The following is a 16,073-nucleotide window of genomic DNA, read 5'->3' as shown; positions in this document are numbered from 1 at the left end:
TCGCCGATGCCCAGCTCGCGCGCGCCGAAGGCGGCGGCGGTGAGCACCGAGACCAGCAGTTCGATCACCACCAGCACGGCGGCGCGGCTCGCCTCGACATGGCTGAAGCCGTACTGGGCGGCGCCCATGGCGGTGAGCCAGAACAGCCCGAAAGCGGCTATCTGCAGCCAGGCGGCGGGGGCTGCGTAGGGTAGGGATGAGCCCTGCGCCAGGCAGAACAGTGCGGCCAGCGCGGCGCTGCCGAGGAACGCGGCCATGGCCTTGCTGGCCAGCGGCACCCGCTCGGCGGCGCGGGTAGCGAGGTTGTTCAGGGCGAAGGCGAAGCCGGCGGACAGCGCCAGCCAGTCGCTGCCGGTGAGCGCGGCGAAGGTGTCGGCGTCCACCCCCAGGGTCAGGGCGATGCCCGCCAGGGCCAGCAACAGGGCGCCGACGCGTACGGCGTCGAGCCGTTCGCCGAGCAGCAGCCAGCCGCCCAGCAGGCCCCAGGCCGGGGCCAGGTAGAACAGCAGCATGCTGCGCACCACGTCGCCCTCGGACAACGCGCCGACCAGCCCGGCGGTGGCCCAGCCGCCGCACAGCACTATGCCCAGCAGCGCGCCGCGCTGCGGCCACCAGGCGCGGCGCTGGCGCCACAGCACCAGCAGGGTCGGCGGGCTGAGCAGGGCGAAGGTATAGAGCACCATGGGCATGCCGGAAATACCCAGGCCGGCGAAGTGCGCCAGGGGCATCCAGCCCAGGCCCCAGATCGCCGCGCCGAGCAGCAGGACGAGTTCGGCGCGCATCTCAGCCACCCATCCAGGCGCCGCCGTTGGCGCCGAGCATCTGCCCGTGGAAGAAGCCGGCCTGCGGCGAGACCAGGAACAGCACCGCCGCGGCGATCTCTTCCGGGCGGCCGAGGCGCCCGGCGGGAATGGCCACTTCGCGGGCGATCATCTCGGCGCTCATGTGCTCCAGCGAGACCATCGGCGTGTCCACCGGCCCCGGGGCCACGCCGTTGACGCGGATGGCCGGGGCGAATTCGCGGGCCAGGGCCTTGGTCAGGCCGATCACCCCGGCCTTGGCCGTGCAATAGGCGACGTAGCCTTCGCGGCCCAGCTGGCCGAGTTCCGAGGCGATGTTGACGACGCTGCCGCTACCGCGTTCCTGCATGTGCGCCAGGGCGTGGCGGCAGCAGCGGTAGACGCCGTCGAGGTCGACGCCGAGCAGCCGCGCCCAGTCGCCCTCGTCGGTGTCGAGGAAGGGCTTTTCGAGGATGATCCCGGCGTTGTTCACCAGGATGTCCAGGTGGCCCTCGGCGAGCACCCGCTCGAACATCGCCGCGACCTGCGCCGGCGAGGCGACGTCGGCCTGCACGGCCTGCGCCTGGCCGCCACTGGCGACGATCTCGGCGACCAGCGCGGCGGCGGCTGCGGGTTGCTCCAGGTGGTTGATCCAGACCCGGGCGCCGGCCTCGGCCAGCGCCCGGACGACGGCGCGACCGATGCCCTGGGTGGCGCCGGTGACCAGGGCGACCTGGCCGTGCAGGGGGAAGCGGTTCAATGCATCACCTCGCCATGGCTGACCGACAGCGCCTGCCCGGTAAGGGGCGCGGCCAGGGGGCTGCCGAGGAACAGGAAGGTCCCGGCCAGGTCGGCCGGCGTGAGCAGTTCGGGGACCGCCTGGGCGGCGAGGATCTGCGCCAGTTCATCGCGCACGCTGCGGCCGCTGGCGGCGGCCATCACCGCCAGCGACTGCATGGCGCTGTCGGTGCCGACCCAGCCCGGGCACACCGCGTTGACCCGCACCCGCCGCGGGCCGAGTTCCCAGGCCAGCGAGCGGGTCAGACCGATCACCGCGTGCTTGCTGGCGACATACGCGGAAAACCCCGGCACGCCCTTCAGGCCCCAGATCGAGGCCTGGTTGATCACGCTGGCGCCGGCCCGCAGGCACGGCAGCAGGGCGCGGGTCAGGCGCAGCATCGAGGCCACGTTGTTGTCCAGCAGCGCCTGCCACTGGGCGTCGGCGTCGGCGCCGGCGGCGTCCAGCGGGGTGCTGTACTCCAGTCCGGCGTTGTTGATCAGCACGTCCAGCGGCAGCTCGCCGCGTTGCCGCGCGTAGGCGGCGACGGCGGCGCTGTCGCCGAGGTCGAGGCTGGCGCCGCTGACCGGCGCCAGTGCCTGCAATTCCTCCACCACACGGGCCAGGGCCTCGCCAGAGCGGTCGAGCAGTTCCAGGCTGGCGCCCTGTTCGGCGAAGGCCCGCGCCAGGCCCAGGCCGATGCCGCTGGCGGCGCCGCTGATCAGTACGCGTTTGCCGTGGTAGTCGAGCATGTTCATACCGCCGTCAGGAAGGACACGCCGACCGCGCCGTAGAAACCGTCGGCGCGCCGTTCACCGCTGGGCTCGACCACCCCGTAGTCGTCGTCGAGCACGCGGCGCAGGCGGTGCTGGTGGAAGCTCTTGAACAGCAGGCGCATGGGCAGCACCTGGGCGTAGCCGTCGCCGTACAGTTCGTGGTGCAGCTTGCGCAGGCGGTACCAGGGCGCCACCGGTTTCTCGTGGTGGGCGTTGTGGTAGGCGAAGTTGAGCAGCAGCAGGTCGAGCACCGGCCAGCGTACCGAGACCACGTTGGTGTAGGTGTTCATCTGCTCGTAGGTGCGGTCGCGGGTCTTGTCGGCGGGGATGCGCGCGTCGTCCTCGAGCACGGCGAAGGCGTCGTAGGTGTGCTGGTAGGCGTCGGTGAAGCGCAGCACGATGATCATCATCGACCAGGCCACGAAGTACAGCACCAGCGCCTTCGGCGAGATCGCCGCGACCGTGGCGAACAGCGCCCCGCGCACCAGCAGCGTCAGCAGGACGCGGCGGCGGTTGGCGCGGTGCTTCGCGCTGGCGCTGATGAACGGCAGGAGGATCACGTAGTAATGCATGATCAGCTCCACCGCCGGGATGTACGCCCACTCGGCGGCCAGCACCAGCTTGCGCAGCCAGGCTGGGCTGCGCTGGAGGAACAGCTTGGTGTCGAAGGTGATCACGTCGGCGCGGTCGACGTGGTGGCGCATGTGCTTGCGCCGCAGGTCCTGGAAGCCGGCGTAGCAGCTGCCGCACAGCCAACTGCAGAGTTCGCCGGCGCGCAGGTTGTGCTTCGGCTCGGCGAAGATGGTGCCGTGGGCGAACTCGTGGATCAGGTAGGCGGCGACGATCATCGCGTGCCCCAGCAGCAGGGTGCCGAGCAGGTTCAGCGCCCAGTGCGGGGCGAACAGCAGGGCGAAGCCGGCGACGTAGCCGCCGAAGGCGTAGGCCAGCGCCAGGCTGTTGGCCAGGCGCCCGTCGGCGTAGCGGTACAGGGAAGCGGACATGGTTTCCTCCAGTCAGGCCCCGCCGCGCTGGGCGGGGCGCGGGGGCGTCACTTGGCCATGGCTTGCACGAGGCTGGCGTCGAAGGTGCTGGCGAAGTCGGGAATCGCCGGGATCTGGCCGTTGTCCTTGAGCAACTGGGCGATGACCGCGCCGCTGCCGAAGAACGAGCTGGTGGCGTCGGACTTCTCGAAGTTCTTGCCCATCTCGGCCAGCGGGATGTTGTATACGCCGCTCATCTGCGCGCGGGCCTCTTCGGCGCTGACGCCGAGCACCTTGCCGATGATCTGCGCCGACTCCTCGGGGTGGCTCTGCATGTAGGCCAGGCCGTCGACGTAGCCCTGGATCATCGCCTTGATCGCCGCCTGGCGCTTGGCGATGGTCTTGGTGTCGAACACCAGCACGTCGGTGATCAGGCCGGGCGCCTGCTTGGAGGAATACACCACGTGGAACTTGCCGCCGGGCATGCCGAGGATCTGCGACACGTTGGGCTCGTAGGTCACGCCCACCGGCAGGCTGCCCGAGGCCATGGCGCCGGGGATGCCTTCGGGGGTCATGTTCACCGCGTTGATGTCCTTGTCGCTCAGGCCGTGGCTCTTCAACGCGTAGGCGAGCAGGAAGTCCGAGGGTGACAGCGGGTTGAAGCCGACCTTCTTGCCCTTGAAGTCGGCGACCGAGGTGATCGACTTGTCGGCGACGATGGCGTCGCCGCCGTTGGAGAAGTCGATGGGCATCACCACTTTGTAGCTCTGCCCCTTGGCCACACCGCCGACCACCTGGTCGTAGGTCAGCATCCCGCCGTCGAGGGCGCCGCCGGTCAGGGCCGTGGGGATCAGCGCGGGGTCGTTGAAGAACTGCAGCTGCACGTTGAGCCCGTGGGCCTTGTACAGGTCGAGTTTGTCGGCGACGTAGAAGGGCGCGTAACCGGCCCAGACCACGGTGCCGATCTTGAGTTTCTCGACGGCCTGGGTGGTGAATGGCAGGACCGCGGCGACGGTGGCGAGGCACGCGCCGAGAAGGGTCTTGCGCAGCGAACGCGGGGAAAGCGACTTGCTCATGGCATTGCTCCTACACGTTGGAAATCGGCACGGGATGACGTCACGTCTCCCGGGCTTTTCTCCCGCCGTGTAACCCTGTCCTTAGGGCCGGAAAACTCTCGGACCAGCCATCCACATCATGTGGACCGGAACCCTAGTTCGCCTGTGGTGCAACTCCAGTGTGCCGAGCTTCGTGAGCGCCGCCGGTGGCACCGGTGGGGACTCATCCCGTTCGAGGGAAGGCAGAGCAAGTCCGGTGCCAACCGTCGGGCTTTCGTCACAAGTCTTTGTCATTCAGTCACTTGGATTCGCCCCGGGGTGGCCACCGGCCGCTCTGCGGCAGGGCGCGCGTGCACCATTGGCTGGCAAGCGGCCAGCGTCGGTGCCTTTGGATGAGGCAGCCACTCCCCGGCGCACGCCCGTCCTTTCCTGCCGAGAGGGCAGAAATCCGGACTCAAATAAATTGACGCCAGAAAATTGCCATCAATCAACATTGTTCGAATTGCACACACGCAAGCCGCCAGGTCAAGGAAAGCGCCTGACCCAGGTCAGCCGCGCCGCGCGCTCCCGCCGTCAAGATGACCCCGTACCTCGCCGCCAGCCAGGCGGCAGCGTGGCCCCGCCACGTACCAGCCAGCCCGGAACACCGGGCCCCACCGTCCAGCGCATGCGACTTGGCATCGGCAGCGTCTGTCTGCCGCGGTTCATCTACTCGTGCCATGCCGCCCGTTGGCCCATGCCCACGCTTCCGCGAAGCGCGGCGCAAGGAGATGAACATGCGTATCAAGAAGACCGGCCTGGCGATGCAGATCGCCCTGGCCAGCGCCCTCCCTTTGTCCGCGGAAATCGTCAGCGCGGACGACACCAACACTTGCTCCGGCAACGCGGCCACCAGCACCCTGACCTGCACCGGCGTCCTCTACTACGGCAACCCGAACGGCTACGACAACGTGGTCATCGAAACGGTGCGCGCAGGGTCGACCACCGGCAGCAATGGGCTGTCCGGCTTCGGCATCTATGGCAACAGCTCGACCTACAACCTGAAGAACCTGCAGATCACCACCGCAGGCGGCCAGGCCGACGCCATACAGGCCAACAACGGCACCAACAAGATCACCATCGACTCGCTGACCATCGTCACCAAGGGCTCATCGGCCGACGGCATCAACGTCACCGAGAACGCCTACAACTCGGTGGTCACCGTGGGCGACAACGCCTCCATCACCGCCGAAGGCACGGGTATGGGTGTGCGCGCCAATACCTCGAAGAACGGCGGCAAGAACCAGATCGTGCTCGGCAAGAACGCGCAGATCACCACCACTGGCAGCGCTTCGAACTGGCTCGATGGAACCGGCTACGCCGTATATGCGGGCAACCGCGACCTCAGTAACACCACCTACAAGGGCGACGCCGAAGTCACGCTAGGCGACGGCAGCGTCATTCTGACCAAGGGCAGCGCGGCCCATGCCGTCTATGCCAACCGTGGCGGGGTGATCAATCTCGGCGATACCAGCATCACCACTGAAAAGACCAATGCCTATGGCATCTACGCCCAGACGCTGAGCGACGCCAACGGCGCCCGGGGCAGCCAGGTAAACCTGGGCGGTGACACCCGTGTCACCGTTACCGATGGCAACCGCGCGCTCTACACCACCGGCGCGGGCTCCAGCATCAGCAGCGAGCAGGCCTCGGTCTACCATATTGACAGCAGCGCTGACAGTGAAAAGGCGAACCGTCTGGGCGCCGTCCTGCTGGCGGACAACACGGCGGTGATCGACCTGAAGATGGCCGCCGGCTCCTACTTCAACGGCACCACCAGCACCGCCAGCGGTGGCGTAATCGACCTGGCCATGGACGGCGACACCAGCCGCTGGTTCATGACCGGCAACTCGAACCTGACCAACCTCAGCCTCACCGACGGCGCGCAACTGATCTACGACCGCCACGACGAGCAGGGCGCCTACGCCTACAAGACCCTCACAGTGGATGGCAACTTCAGCGGCGGCGGCCACCTGACCATGAACACCTACCTGGACGACGATCTCTCGTCCACCGACAAGCTGGCCATCGGCGGCGACAGCTCGGGAACCACCCGCGTCACCGTGAACAACACCGGCGGCCCCGGCGACCAGACTTTCGAAGGCATCCAGCTGATCACCGTGGCCGGCACCTCGGCCGGCGAGTTCAACGCCGACCGGGTCACCCAGGGCGGCTATGAGTACCTGCTGCGCCGTGGCGGCACCTTCGCCGGCTCCGAGGCCTCGGACAAGGACTGGTACCTGACCTCCTACCTGCCCACCGATCCCGAACCGGAACCCGAGCCTGAGCCTGAGCCGCAACCCGAACCGGGGCCGGGCCCGGACCCGACTCCCGATCCGGACCCGATCCCCGCGCCGGAACCGGGCCCCACGCCGACGCCGCCACCGCCGCCGAGCGACAAGGAACGCATCCGCCAGCCCGAAGGCGGCGCCTACACCGCCAACCTGGCGGCGGCCAACACGCTGTTCCTGCACCGCCTGCATGACCGCACCGGCAACCTGACCTATGTCGACCCGGACACCGGCGAAGCCAAGACCTCCATGCTCTGGATGCGCGCCGTCGACGGCAGCGGCCGCTGGAACGACAGCACCGGGCAACTGAAGACCGAGACCAACCGCAGCGTGCTGCAGATCGGCAGCGACCTGAAGCGCTGGAGCAACGAGCACGGCGACTGGGTGCTCGGGGTGATGGGCGGCTACGCCAACGGCAACTCGACGACCCGCTCGCGGATCACCGGCTACCAGGCCAAGGGTGATATCGACGGCTACAGCCTCGGCCTGTACGGCACCTGGTACGAGAACCGCGCCGACGAGAACGGCGCCTACATCGACACCTGGGTGCTCTACAACCAGTTCGACAACGAGGTGCGTGGCGAGCAGCTGGCCAAGGAGAAATACGACTCCGACGGCGTCACCGCGTCGATCGAGGCGGGCAAGACCTTCCAGGTCGCCAAGGGCGAAAGCGCCAGCCTCTACGTGCAGCCCCAGGCCCAGGTGGTGTACATGGGCGTCAAGGCCGACAGCCACCGCGAAGCCAACGGCACCCGCGTCACCGGCAAGGGCGACGGCAACCTCATGACCCGCCTCGGCGCCCGCGCCGCGCTGCGCAGCAACCTCGAGGAAGGCTTCGCCAAGACCTACGCCGTGGAGCCCTACGTGGAAACCAACTGGATCCACAACTCCAAGGACTTCGGCGCGCGCATGGGCAGCTCCAGCTTCGAGATGGACGGCGCCCAGGACATCTTCGAGGTCAAGGTCGGCGCCACCAGCAAGGTCAACAGCCGGGTCAACGTCTGGGGCGAGGTCGGCCACCAGCACGGTGACAACGGCTACCGCGACAAGGCCTTCACCCTCGGGCTGAAAGTCAACTTCTGAGCCGTGGCGAGAACCGGCCGGCGCCTTCACGGGCGCCGGCTTTTTTTATGGACGCAGGCTTTTATGGACGAGATTTCAGTGGGCGGACCTCGGCTGCTCGGCTCCATGCCGGCGATCGACCAGGCGCAGGCTGTCGCGGCCGCCGCGCTTGGACGCGTACAGCGCCGCGTCGCCCTGTTCGATCAGCGCGGCGAGGCTGGCCGGCGGCTGGTCGAAGAGGGTGGCGCCGATGCTCAGGGTCACCGTCTCGGTGGTGGCGAAGGCCTGCGCGGCGGCCGCCTGGAAGCGCTCACGCAGCGCGTCGCCGAGCTCCACCACGCGTTCCGGGCCGACGTCGCTGAGCAGGATGATGAACTCGTCGCCGCCCAGGCGCGCGGCCAGCGCGCCTTCGGGCAGGGTCTCGCGAATCATCTCGCTGAGCGTCACCAGCAAGCGGTCGCCGGCGGTGTGGCCGTGCTGGTCGTTGACCGGCTTGAAGTTGTCGATGTCGATCAGCAGCAGGGCGCCGGGGCGCGCGGCCGAGGCTTCCTCCAGCAGGCGCGGCGCGCGCACTTCCAGGGCGCGGCGGTTGTACAGGGCGGTCAACGGGTCGCGCGCGGCCAGGCGGGCGATGCGTTTCTCGCGGCGGTAGCGCTCGGTGCCGGTCATCGACAGGGCGATCAGCATGATCGCCATGCTGCCCTCGACCAGGGAAATGCGGATGATGGTGCCGCCGAATGCCGCCAGGTCGACCAGCGTGCCCGGCAGCACCGCGATCAGCGCCTTGGCCAGGTAGAACAGCCCGTGGACCAGCAACACGTAGCGCAACTGCACCGCGCCCACGCTGATGGAGCTGCCGTGCGGGCGCAGGAGGAAACTGGCGCGCAGGGTCAGCACCGCCACCAGCAGCGAGTTGGCCAGCAGCATGGCCTTGGACCACTGCGGCCCGTCGGGCAACAGCAGCAGCGCCACCCAGCCGGCGAAGACCAGGTACCAGGCGCGCGACAGCCGCGCCTCGGTGAAGCGCGCGACGCCGAGCAGGAACAGCCAGTGGGCCACCACCAGCAGGCCGTTGGCGAACCAGATGCCGACCAGCAGCAGGCCGCCCATGCGCAGCAGGGCCAGGGTGGAGCCGACGCCGATGGTGGCGAAGCCGGCGCTCCAGTACAGCAGGGATGCCTCGCGAACGTTGCGCCATTCGACCGCCAGGTACAACGCGGCGGCAATGGCGAGGGCGATCGAAAGGCTCAACATCGTGGGGGGATCGAGCGCCATGGTACGACTGAACTGTGATTGCGAGGGACGGGCTCTATTGTAAGCGTTAGCGGCGGGAAGTCGAAAAGCCCGCGACCCTTCGTCGGCGTTCCCCGCAGGAAGCTGCCGGCGGCTCTTCACTGAATGCAAAGGGCCGCGCGAGGTGCGTGCGATGAGCGACGAACAGGTGGTACCGGAAACCCGTGGCGTGTCGGTGCGCTTGCTGGCGACAGTCGACCTCGGCCCCGAGATCGACGGCATGGACGGGCGCGAGCTGCGCATGCGCCTGGTGACCATCGAGCCCGGCGGCGTCTTCGGCCCGCTGCACAGCCACCGCGACCGGCCGGGCACCGTCTACATCCTCCAGGGCACCATCACCGACCACCGCGACGGCGTCGCCACCGACTACGGGCCGGGCGTGGGCTGGCCGGAGGACCGGCACACCACGCACTGGCTGGAGAACCGCGGCGCGGTCCCGGCGCTGGAGATCTCGGTCGATATCGTCAGGCGCGGCTAGGCCGGTAACCGGCGAACCGGTCATCGCGCACCGCGGCATCACCGTCAATGGGTGCCGATGCGCTCCAGTTCGCGCTGGAGCGCGTCGCGCTCCAGCGTGGCGAAGGGCAGGGCGAAGAAGGCCTCGCAGCGCCGCTGGATGCGCGCCAGCGTGGCCTGGAAGGCGGCCTCGATCGCCGCTTCGTCGCCCACCGCCTCGGATGGGTCTTCCAGCCCCCAGTGGGCCTTCAGCGCCGGGCCGAAATACACCGGGCAGGCTTCGCCGGCGGCCTTGTCGCAGACGGTGATGACGATATCCGGCGGGTTGTCGGCGAAGGCGTCGTTGCCCTTGCTGCTCAGGCCCTCGGTGGCGATCCCCGCCTGCCGCAGGGTGGCCAGGCTGCGTGGCAACACCTGCCCACGGGGAAAGCTGCCGGCGCTCACCGCTTCGAACCCGGCCGGGGCCAGGTGGTTGAACAGGGCTTCGGAAAGGATGCTGCGGCAACTGTTGGCCGTGCACATGAACAGGACTCGCATGCGTGCTCCCGCCGCTTCGCGGCGAACGTCAGAGGCTCAGGCGCAGCGCCAGGGCCGAGAGGGTGATCAGCAGGACCGGCAGGGTCAGCAGGACGCCGACCCTGAAGTAGTAGCCCCAGGTAATGCGCATGCCCTTGCGCTCCAGCACGTGCAGCCAGAGCAGGGTGGCGAGGCTGCCGATCGGGGTGAGCTTCGGGCCGAGGTCGCAGCCGATGACGTTGGCGTAGACCATCGCCTCGCGCACCAGGGTGTCGGCGCCGCTGGCCTGGATCGACAGCGCGCCGACCAGCACGCTGGGCATGTTGTTCATCAGCGACGACAGCAGCGCCGCGAGCAGCCCGGTGCCGAGGGTGGCGCTCCACAGGCCATGCCCGGCGAGGCGGTCGAGCAGTTGGGTGAGGAAATCGGTGAGTCCGGCGTTCTTCAGGCCGTAGACCACCAGGTACATGCCCAGGGAGAAGATCACCACCTGCCAGGGCGCTTCGCGCAGTACCCGGCGCGTGGAAATGCGCTGCCCGCGAGCGGCCACGGCGAACAGGAGCGCCGCACAGGCCGCCGCCACCGCGCTGACCGGGATGCCCAGCGGCTCCAGGGCGAACAGCCCGACCAGCAGCGCCAGCAGGGTCCACCAACCGACGATGAAGGTGGCGCGGTCGTGGATCGCCGCCTTCGGTTCCTTCAGCGCATCCAGCGCGTAGCGCAGCGGGATGTCGCGGCGGAAGAACAGGAACAGCACCAGCAGGGTGGCGGCGACACTGGCCAGGTTCACCGGCAGCATCACCGCGGCGTACTCGGCGAAGCCCAGGCCGAAGTAGTCGGCGGACACGATGTTCACCAGGTTCGAGACCACCAGCGGCAGGCTCGCGGTGTCGGCGATGAAGCCGGCGGCCATCACGAAGGCCAGGGTCGCGGCCGGCGAAAAGCGCAGCGCCAGCAGCATCGACATGACGATGGGGGTGAGGATCAGCGCCGCGCCGTCGTTGGCGAACAGCGCGGAGACGGCGGCGCCCAGCAGCACGCAGAAGGCGAACAGCCGTCGGCCGTTGCCGTTGGCCCAGCGCGCAACGTGCAGCGCGGCCCATTCGAAGAAGCCGGCTTCGTCCAGCAGCAAGCTGATGATGATCACCGCGATGAAGGTGGCGGTGGCGTTCCAGACGATGGCCCACACCGTGGGGATGTCCTGCACGGACACCGCGCCGACGGCCAGGGCGATGGCCGCGCCCAGGGCGGCGCTCCAGCCGACGCCAAGGCCGCGGGGCTGCCAGATGACCAGGATGAGGGTAAAGAGAAAGACGGCAACGGCGACCAGCATGGACAACTCGCTCGGGTGGGGGATTCAGCAGCAGGTGGCGGCGCGTACGGGACGGTCGTCCATGTCGCGCAGGCGGGAGACGTTCTGCGCCAGCCATTCGGCGTTGGCCTGCAGCGTCACCTGCAACAGCTCGTGCACCCAGGCGGGCAATTGTGGATTCAGGCGGTAATACACCCACTGCCCCTGGCGGCGATCCAGCAGCAAGCCGCTGCCGCGCAACTGCGCCAGGTGGCGGCTGACCTTCGGCTGGCTGTCGTCCAGGGCGCACATCAGCTCGCAGACGCACAGCTCGCCCAACTGGGCGATCAGCAGGGTGGCGCGGGCGCGGGTCTCGTCCGCGAGGTTCTTGAAGACCTCGGTGGGGGTCAGCATGGGTAGTGCATCCATATATGGAATATCGAATATACGAAAATCCATATATTCATGACAAGCGGAGAGGCGTAATGGTGAGCATGCCTGATGGCGAATTGCCCGCGCCGTTCTGGCGGCGTCCCGCGCCTTGCACTAGCTTTCTCTGCATCCGGGCGACCCGGCCTCGTAGCGATCATGTGGAGTGTGCGACTCGAATGCAGGATGTTCGCCCCAACCCCCGGCTGCCCCTGGACTTTCACGCCGAGCGCCCGCTGTTCGCCGACTTCGTGCGCCAGGCGCGGCGTTCCCCTGAGAGCGTCGCCGTGGTTTCGGCAGGCGCGACCTGCCGCTATGGGCAGCTCGACGGCATCAGCCAGGGCATCGCGGCCTGGCTGGTCGGGCAGGGCGTCGCCGCGCAGGAGCGCGTGCTCATCGTGTCGAGCCGCTGCGCCGGGCTGGTCTACGCGATGCTCGGGGCGTCCCGCGCGGGGCTGGTATTCAGCGTCGCCGACGTCGCCTATCCGGCGGCGCGGGTCGACCAGCTGGTCGGCGTGCTCGGCGCGACCTGCGTGCTGCTGTGCGGCGAGGCGACGGCCGAGCCGGGACGCTTCCCGCCGGGGGTGAAGGTCGCGCGCGTGCCCGAGGCGCCCGACGAGGCCTTGCGCCAATTCGGCGAGCGCGGCGCGCCGTTGCCGGCCGTCGACCCGCGCCATCCGGCCTATATCACCTTCACCTCCGGCAGCACCGGCGAGCCCAAGGGCGTGGTGGCCAGCCACGCGCCGCTGGTGCATTTCATCGAGTGGCACATCCGCGAGCACGGCCTGACGGCGGCGGACCGCTTTTCACTGCTCTCCGGGCTGGGCCACGACCCGGTCTACCGCGACGTCTTCACGCCGCTGTCGCTCGGCGCGCGGGTGGTGATCCCGGCCCAGGCCACGCTGCCCGACCCGAGCGCCCTGGCGCGCTGGATTGGCGAGCAGGGCGTCAGCGTCATCCACCTGACCCCGCCCCTGGGCAAGCTGATCGAGACCGGCGCGGGCCTCGCCGGCCTGCGCCTGGAGCGGCTGCGCTACCTGTTCTGGGGCGGCGACGTCCTCGGCGTGGCGCTGTACCGGCAGATGCGCGTGGTCGCGCCGAACGCCGTCAGCGTGAATTTCTATGGCACCACGGAAACCCCGCAGGCGATGGCTCACCGGGTGCTCGGCGAGGTGGCCGAGGGCGCGCGGATTCCCCTCGGCAAGGGCATCGACGGCGCGCAGCTGCTGGTGGTCGACGAGTCGCTGCAACTGGCCGGGGAAGACCAGGTGGGCGAGATATTCATCCGCAGCCCCTACCTGTCGCTGGGCTACTGGAACGACGCCGCGCTGACGGCGCAGAAGTACGTCGCCAACCCTTTCACCGGCGACGCCGACGATCGTTGCTACCGCACCGGCGACCTGGGCAGCTACCTCGCCGACGGCAGCGTGAGCTTCCTCGGCCGGCGCGACGGCCAGGTGAAGATTCGCGGCCACCGTATCGAACTGGGCGAGATCGAGGCGGCGCTGGCGCAGCATCCAGGCGTGCGCCAATCCGTGGTGCTGGCGCTGCAGGAGGGTGCCAACCTGCGCCTGGCGGCCTGTTGCGTCACCGCCGAGGGCGTCTCCGCCGGCGCCTTGCGCGAGCATCTCGGCGCGAGGCTGCCGGACTACATGGTGCCGGCGCTGTTCCAGTTCCTCGATGCGATTCCGCTGACCCCGAACGGCAAGATCGATCGCCTCGCCCTGGCCGAGCGGGTGAGCACCGTGGCCGAGGAGGGCGCCCAGGCCGCGGGCGAGCTGTCGCCACGGGCAGCCCGGCTGGCCAAGGCCTGGGCGGCGATCCTGGAAGTCCCGAAGGTGGACGCCAGGCTGTCGTTCATCGAGCTGGGCGGCGACTCGCTGTCGTTCATCCAGGCCTCCGGCGCGCTGGAGGACATCCTCGGGCGGCTGCCCGAGGGCTGGGAATCGATCGCCATTCGCGACCTGGGCGAGCTGGGCGACGGCCCGAAGGCCTCGGCGCTGTCCTTGCGGGTCATGGAAATGCCGGTGTTCATCCGTGCGCTGGCCATCGTGCTGATCGTGATCGGGCATTTCCAGGTGCTTCAAAACTGGGCCATCGCCGGCGAGACCGCGGTGCTCTTCGTGATCTCCGGGCTCAGCCTGGCGCGCTTCCAGCTGCAGGCGATCCTGGAGCGCGACAGCGTGCGCTCGCTGTTCCGCTCCATCGCCAGCATCGCCGCGCCGACCGTGCTCTACACCGCGTTGGTGCAGGCGGTGTTCGCCAGCGTGCACTGGCAGTCGCTGCTGCTGATCTCCAACTGGTACCCGCCGGACATGACCGGCGGCTTCGTCTACTGGTACATCGAGGTGCTGGTGCAGATGCTGGCGCTCATCGGCCTGGCCCTGTCGTTCGGCGCGGTGCGCAAGGCGCTGGGCGGCGACGCCTTCCGCAAGCTGCTTGGCGCGGCCTGTGCGCTCTGGGTGGCGGGGCTGCTGAGCAACCGCTTCCTGTTCGACGCCGCGCCGCTGTACGAGCGGGTACCGCAGCACTTCCTGGCGCTGGTGGTCCTCGGCATGGCCATCCACTACGCCAACTCCGCCGCGCGCAAGGCGCTGGCGAGCCTGGTCGCGGTGCTCCTGCTGGGCTGGCGCGATCTGCCGTTCCTGCTCGGCCAGCCGCTGCCGGCGACGGAGTACTTCGACGTGGCGGTGCCCGCCGTGCTGGCGCTGATCTGGCTGCGCGGCGTTCCGCTGCCGGGCCTGGTCGCGCGGGGCGTGGCGCTGGTCGCCGCGTCGACGCTGTTCATCTACCTGACGCACTTCCAGTTCAGGTCCGTTGCCAGCCGCCTGTACGATCACCCGCTGCTGGCGGTGCTGATCGCCATCGTTGGCGGGATCGCCGTCGCGCAACTGTGGAACCGCGGCGTGCGCCTGCTTGCGCTGCTGTGGAAGCGCAGCCGGAAGAAGGCCGCCACGGCGGCGGTGGAAGGCGCCGCCTGAGCGCACCCGCTCGGCGGAGGGCGGGGAAGGGCGGCGGTTCGCCTGCTATGTTCAGCCTCCCGGCCCACGTTTCGAAGGAGGCGCGACATGACGACAGTCAGCGGCGGTTGCCTGTGTGGCGAGGTGCGTATCCAGGCCAGCGGCCAGCCCTACCGGGTCGGCCTGTGCCATTGCCTGGAGTGCCGCAAGCACCACGGCGCGCTGTTCAACGCCTCGGCGATCTTCCCCGAGCGCGCGGTGAGCATCACAGGCGAGACCCACGCGTACGCCGGCCGGCATTTCTGCCCGCGCTGCGGCTCCACGGTGTTCGCCCGCAGCGGCGACGAAGTGGAAGTGAACCTGGGCTCGCTGGACGAGCCCGACCAGTTCCGCCCCAGCTACGAAGGCTGGATCATCCGCCGCGAGTCCTGGCTGCCGGCGTTCCCGTTGAAGCACCACTACCTGCGGGATCGCGAGGGCGAGGGGCGCTCGGAAGACTGACCGGGCCCATGCTCGCCAGTCGGCGCCAAGCGCAGGGGGTGGATCATCGAACGCGGTGATTAGCGCAGCTTATTCATCATTCGCTCAAATCATCGCAGCTGATGCGCCAGGCTGGTAGAAATACGCCTCCCAGGCCTGGAATCACCAGGCCGCCGCGAAGGAAGAGGTAGTTCGATGTCGAGCATAACGCCAGTGGTGGAACCTGCGGTGGCGCGTCTCGCGCCCGGCTTCCGGGCGCTGAGCCTGACCGTGGAGGCGGCGCCCGTCGTCGACCCGGCGGTGGCCGAGCGGGCCATGGCGCGGGCCAGCGCGACCCTCGCGGCCGGCGGCCCGGCCTGGGCCGCGGCGCATTTCGCCGGCTGGGCCGAGGTGTTCCGCGCCTTCGGCGCCAAGCCGCAGCGCACCCCCTGTTCGGCCGAGGCGCTGCACAAGCGCGCCCTGCGCGACGGCAGCGTGCCGAGCATCGACCCGGTGGTCGACCTGTACAACGCCATCAGCATCGAATATGCGTTGCCGGTGGGCGGCGAGGACCTGGCCGGCTACGTCGGCGGGCCGCGCCTGGCCGTGGCCGACGGCAGCGAGGCGTTCGACACCTACAAGGACGGCCAACTGGTCAACGACCCGCCGGAGCCGGGCGAGGTGGTCTGGCGCGACGACCAGGGCGTCACCTGCCGCCGCTGGAACTGGCGCCAGGGCGTGCGCACCCGCCTCGGCGCGCAGGCGCGGCACATGTGGTTCATCCTCGAAAGCCTGCCGGCGATGCCGCTGGAGGCCCTGAACGAGGCCGGCGAGCGCCTGGAGCGCGAGCTGCTGCTGATGATGCCGGGCGCGCGGGTGACCCGCAGCTTCGTCGAGTGCCCGGCGGGC

Annotated in this window: 14 protein-coding genes and 1 riboswitch; of the genes, 5 read left to right on the top strand and 9 right to left on the bottom strand. The window is 69.1% G+C overall.

What is annotated here, in order from left to right:
- From P3W75_RS18385 to P3W75_RS18365, 5 genes are all read right to left on the bottom strand, one after another.
- Nucleotides 1-782 (bottom strand): DMT family transporter (locus P3W75_RS18385; RefSeq protein ID WP_276228749.1); only part of this gene is annotated, 782 nt, incomplete at its 3' end.
- Between the two features lies 1 nt (nucleotide 783).
- Nucleotides 784-1,539, bottom strand: a complete 756-nt coding sequence (locus P3W75_RS18380) for an SDR family NAD(P)-dependent oxidoreductase (protein ID WP_276228748.1) — start codon at nucleotides 1,537-1,539, stop codon at nucleotides 784-786.
- On the bottom strand, nucleotides 1,536-2,315 hold the full coding sequence (locus P3W75_RS18375; protein WP_276228747.1) for an SDR family NAD(P)-dependent oxidoreductase: 780 nt from the start codon (nucleotides 2,313-2,315) through the stop codon (nucleotides 1,536-1,538). The genes P3W75_RS18380 and P3W75_RS18375 overlap by 4 nt, the downstream gene beginning before the upstream one ends.
- On the bottom strand, nucleotides 2,312-3,334 hold the full coding sequence (locus P3W75_RS18370) for a fatty acid desaturase family protein (RefSeq protein WP_276228746.1): 1,023 nt from the start codon (nucleotides 3,332-3,334) through the stop codon (nucleotides 2,312-2,314). Before P3W75_RS18370 ends, P3W75_RS18375 begins: the two co-directional genes overlap by 4 nt.
- 47 nt (nucleotides 3,335-3,381) lie before the next feature.
- Nucleotides 3,382-4,389 carry an ABC transporter substrate-binding protein gene (locus P3W75_RS18365; RefSeq protein WP_276228745.1) on the bottom strand — a complete coding sequence of 336 codons (1,008 nt, stop codon included), beginning with the start codon at nucleotides 4,387-4,389 and terminating at the stop codon, nucleotides 3,382-3,384.
- A 44-nt stretch (nucleotides 4,390-4,433) separates the two neighbouring features.
- Nucleotides 4,434-4,537, bottom strand: a riboswitch (guanidine-I (ykkC/yxkD leader).
- A 607-nt stretch (nucleotides 4,538-5,144) separates the two neighbouring features.
- Here P3W75_RS18365 and P3W75_RS18360 point away from each other — a divergent pair.
- On the top strand, nucleotides 5,145-7,781 hold the full coding sequence (locus P3W75_RS18360) for an autotransporter outer membrane beta-barrel domain-containing protein (protein ID WP_276228744.1): 2,637 nt from the start codon (nucleotides 5,145-5,147) through the stop codon (nucleotides 7,779-7,781).
- Nucleotides 7,782-7,856: 75 nt separating this feature from the next.
- Here P3W75_RS18360 and P3W75_RS18355 read toward each other — a convergent pair whose 3' ends face one another.
- Complete coding sequence (locus P3W75_RS18355; RefSeq protein WP_276228743.1) at nucleotides 7,857-9,035, bottom strand: GGDEF domain-containing protein; 1,179 nt, start codon at nucleotides 9,033-9,035, stop codon at nucleotides 7,857-7,859.
- 151 nt (nucleotides 9,036-9,186) lie between these two features.
- Here P3W75_RS18355 and P3W75_RS18350 point away from each other — a divergent pair, with 151 nt between their 5' ends.
- The gene (locus P3W75_RS18350; RefSeq protein WP_276228742.1) at nucleotides 9,187-9,531 is read left to right on the top strand and encodes a cupin domain-containing protein; all 345 of its coding nucleotides are present in this window, start codon (nucleotides 9,187-9,189) and stop codon (nucleotides 9,529-9,531) included.
- Nucleotides 9,532-9,575: 44 nt separating this feature from the next.
- Here P3W75_RS18350 and P3W75_RS18345 read toward each other — a convergent pair whose 3' ends face one another.
- The 3 genes from P3W75_RS18345 to P3W75_RS18335 are packed head-to-tail and all read right to left on the bottom strand — an operon-like array spanning nucleotide 9,576 to nucleotide 11,730.
- Nucleotides 9,576-10,046, bottom strand: a complete 471-nt coding sequence (locus P3W75_RS18345) for an arsenate reductase ArsC (RefSeq protein ID WP_276228741.1) — start codon at nucleotides 10,044-10,046, stop codon at nucleotides 9,576-9,578.
- Between the two features lie 28 nt (nucleotides 10,047-10,074).
- Nucleotides 10,075-11,358 (bottom strand): arsenic transporter, encoded by a 1,284-nt coding sequence (locus P3W75_RS18340; RefSeq protein ID WP_276228740.1) that lies wholly within the window; start codon nucleotides 11,356-11,358, stop codon nucleotides 10,075-10,077.
- A 24-nt stretch (nucleotides 11,359-11,382) separates the two neighbouring features.
- Nucleotides 11,383-11,730: a metalloregulator ArsR/SmtB family transcription factor gene (locus P3W75_RS18335; protein ID WP_276228739.1), complete on the bottom strand. Its 348-nt coding sequence runs from the start codon at nucleotides 11,728-11,730 to the stop codon at nucleotides 11,383-11,385.
- 194 nt (nucleotides 11,731-11,924) lie between these two features.
- Between P3W75_RS18335 and P3W75_RS18330 the strand changes: the two genes are divergently transcribed.
- The 3 genes from P3W75_RS18330 to P3W75_RS18320 form a co-directional block, all read left to right on the top strand.
- A complete protein-coding gene (locus P3W75_RS18330) occupies nucleotides 11,925-14,726 on the top strand; it encodes an amino acid adenylation domain-containing protein (protein WP_276228738.1) in 2,802 nt (933 codons plus the stop codon).
- Between the two features lie 87 nt (nucleotides 14,727-14,813).
- Entirely contained in the window at nucleotides 14,814-15,206 is a 393-nt protein-coding gene (locus P3W75_RS18325; RefSeq protein ID WP_276228737.1) for a GFA family protein, read from the top strand.
- A gap of 174 nt (nucleotides 15,207-15,380) precedes the next feature.
- On the top strand, nucleotides 15,381-16,073 hold a 693-nt coding region (locus P3W75_RS18320), incomplete at its 3' end, for a B3/B4 domain-containing protein (RefSeq protein ID WP_276228736.1).

The organism is Pseudomonas citronellolis, from assembly GCF_029335315.1.
Classification (GTDB): domain Bacteria; phylum Pseudomonadota; class Gammaproteobacteria; order Pseudomonadales; family Pseudomonadaceae; genus Pseudomonas; species Pseudomonas citronellolis_A.
The sequence above is the reverse complement of the archived record's forward strand: the minus strand, read 5'-3'. Positions and strand labels throughout refer to the sequence as shown.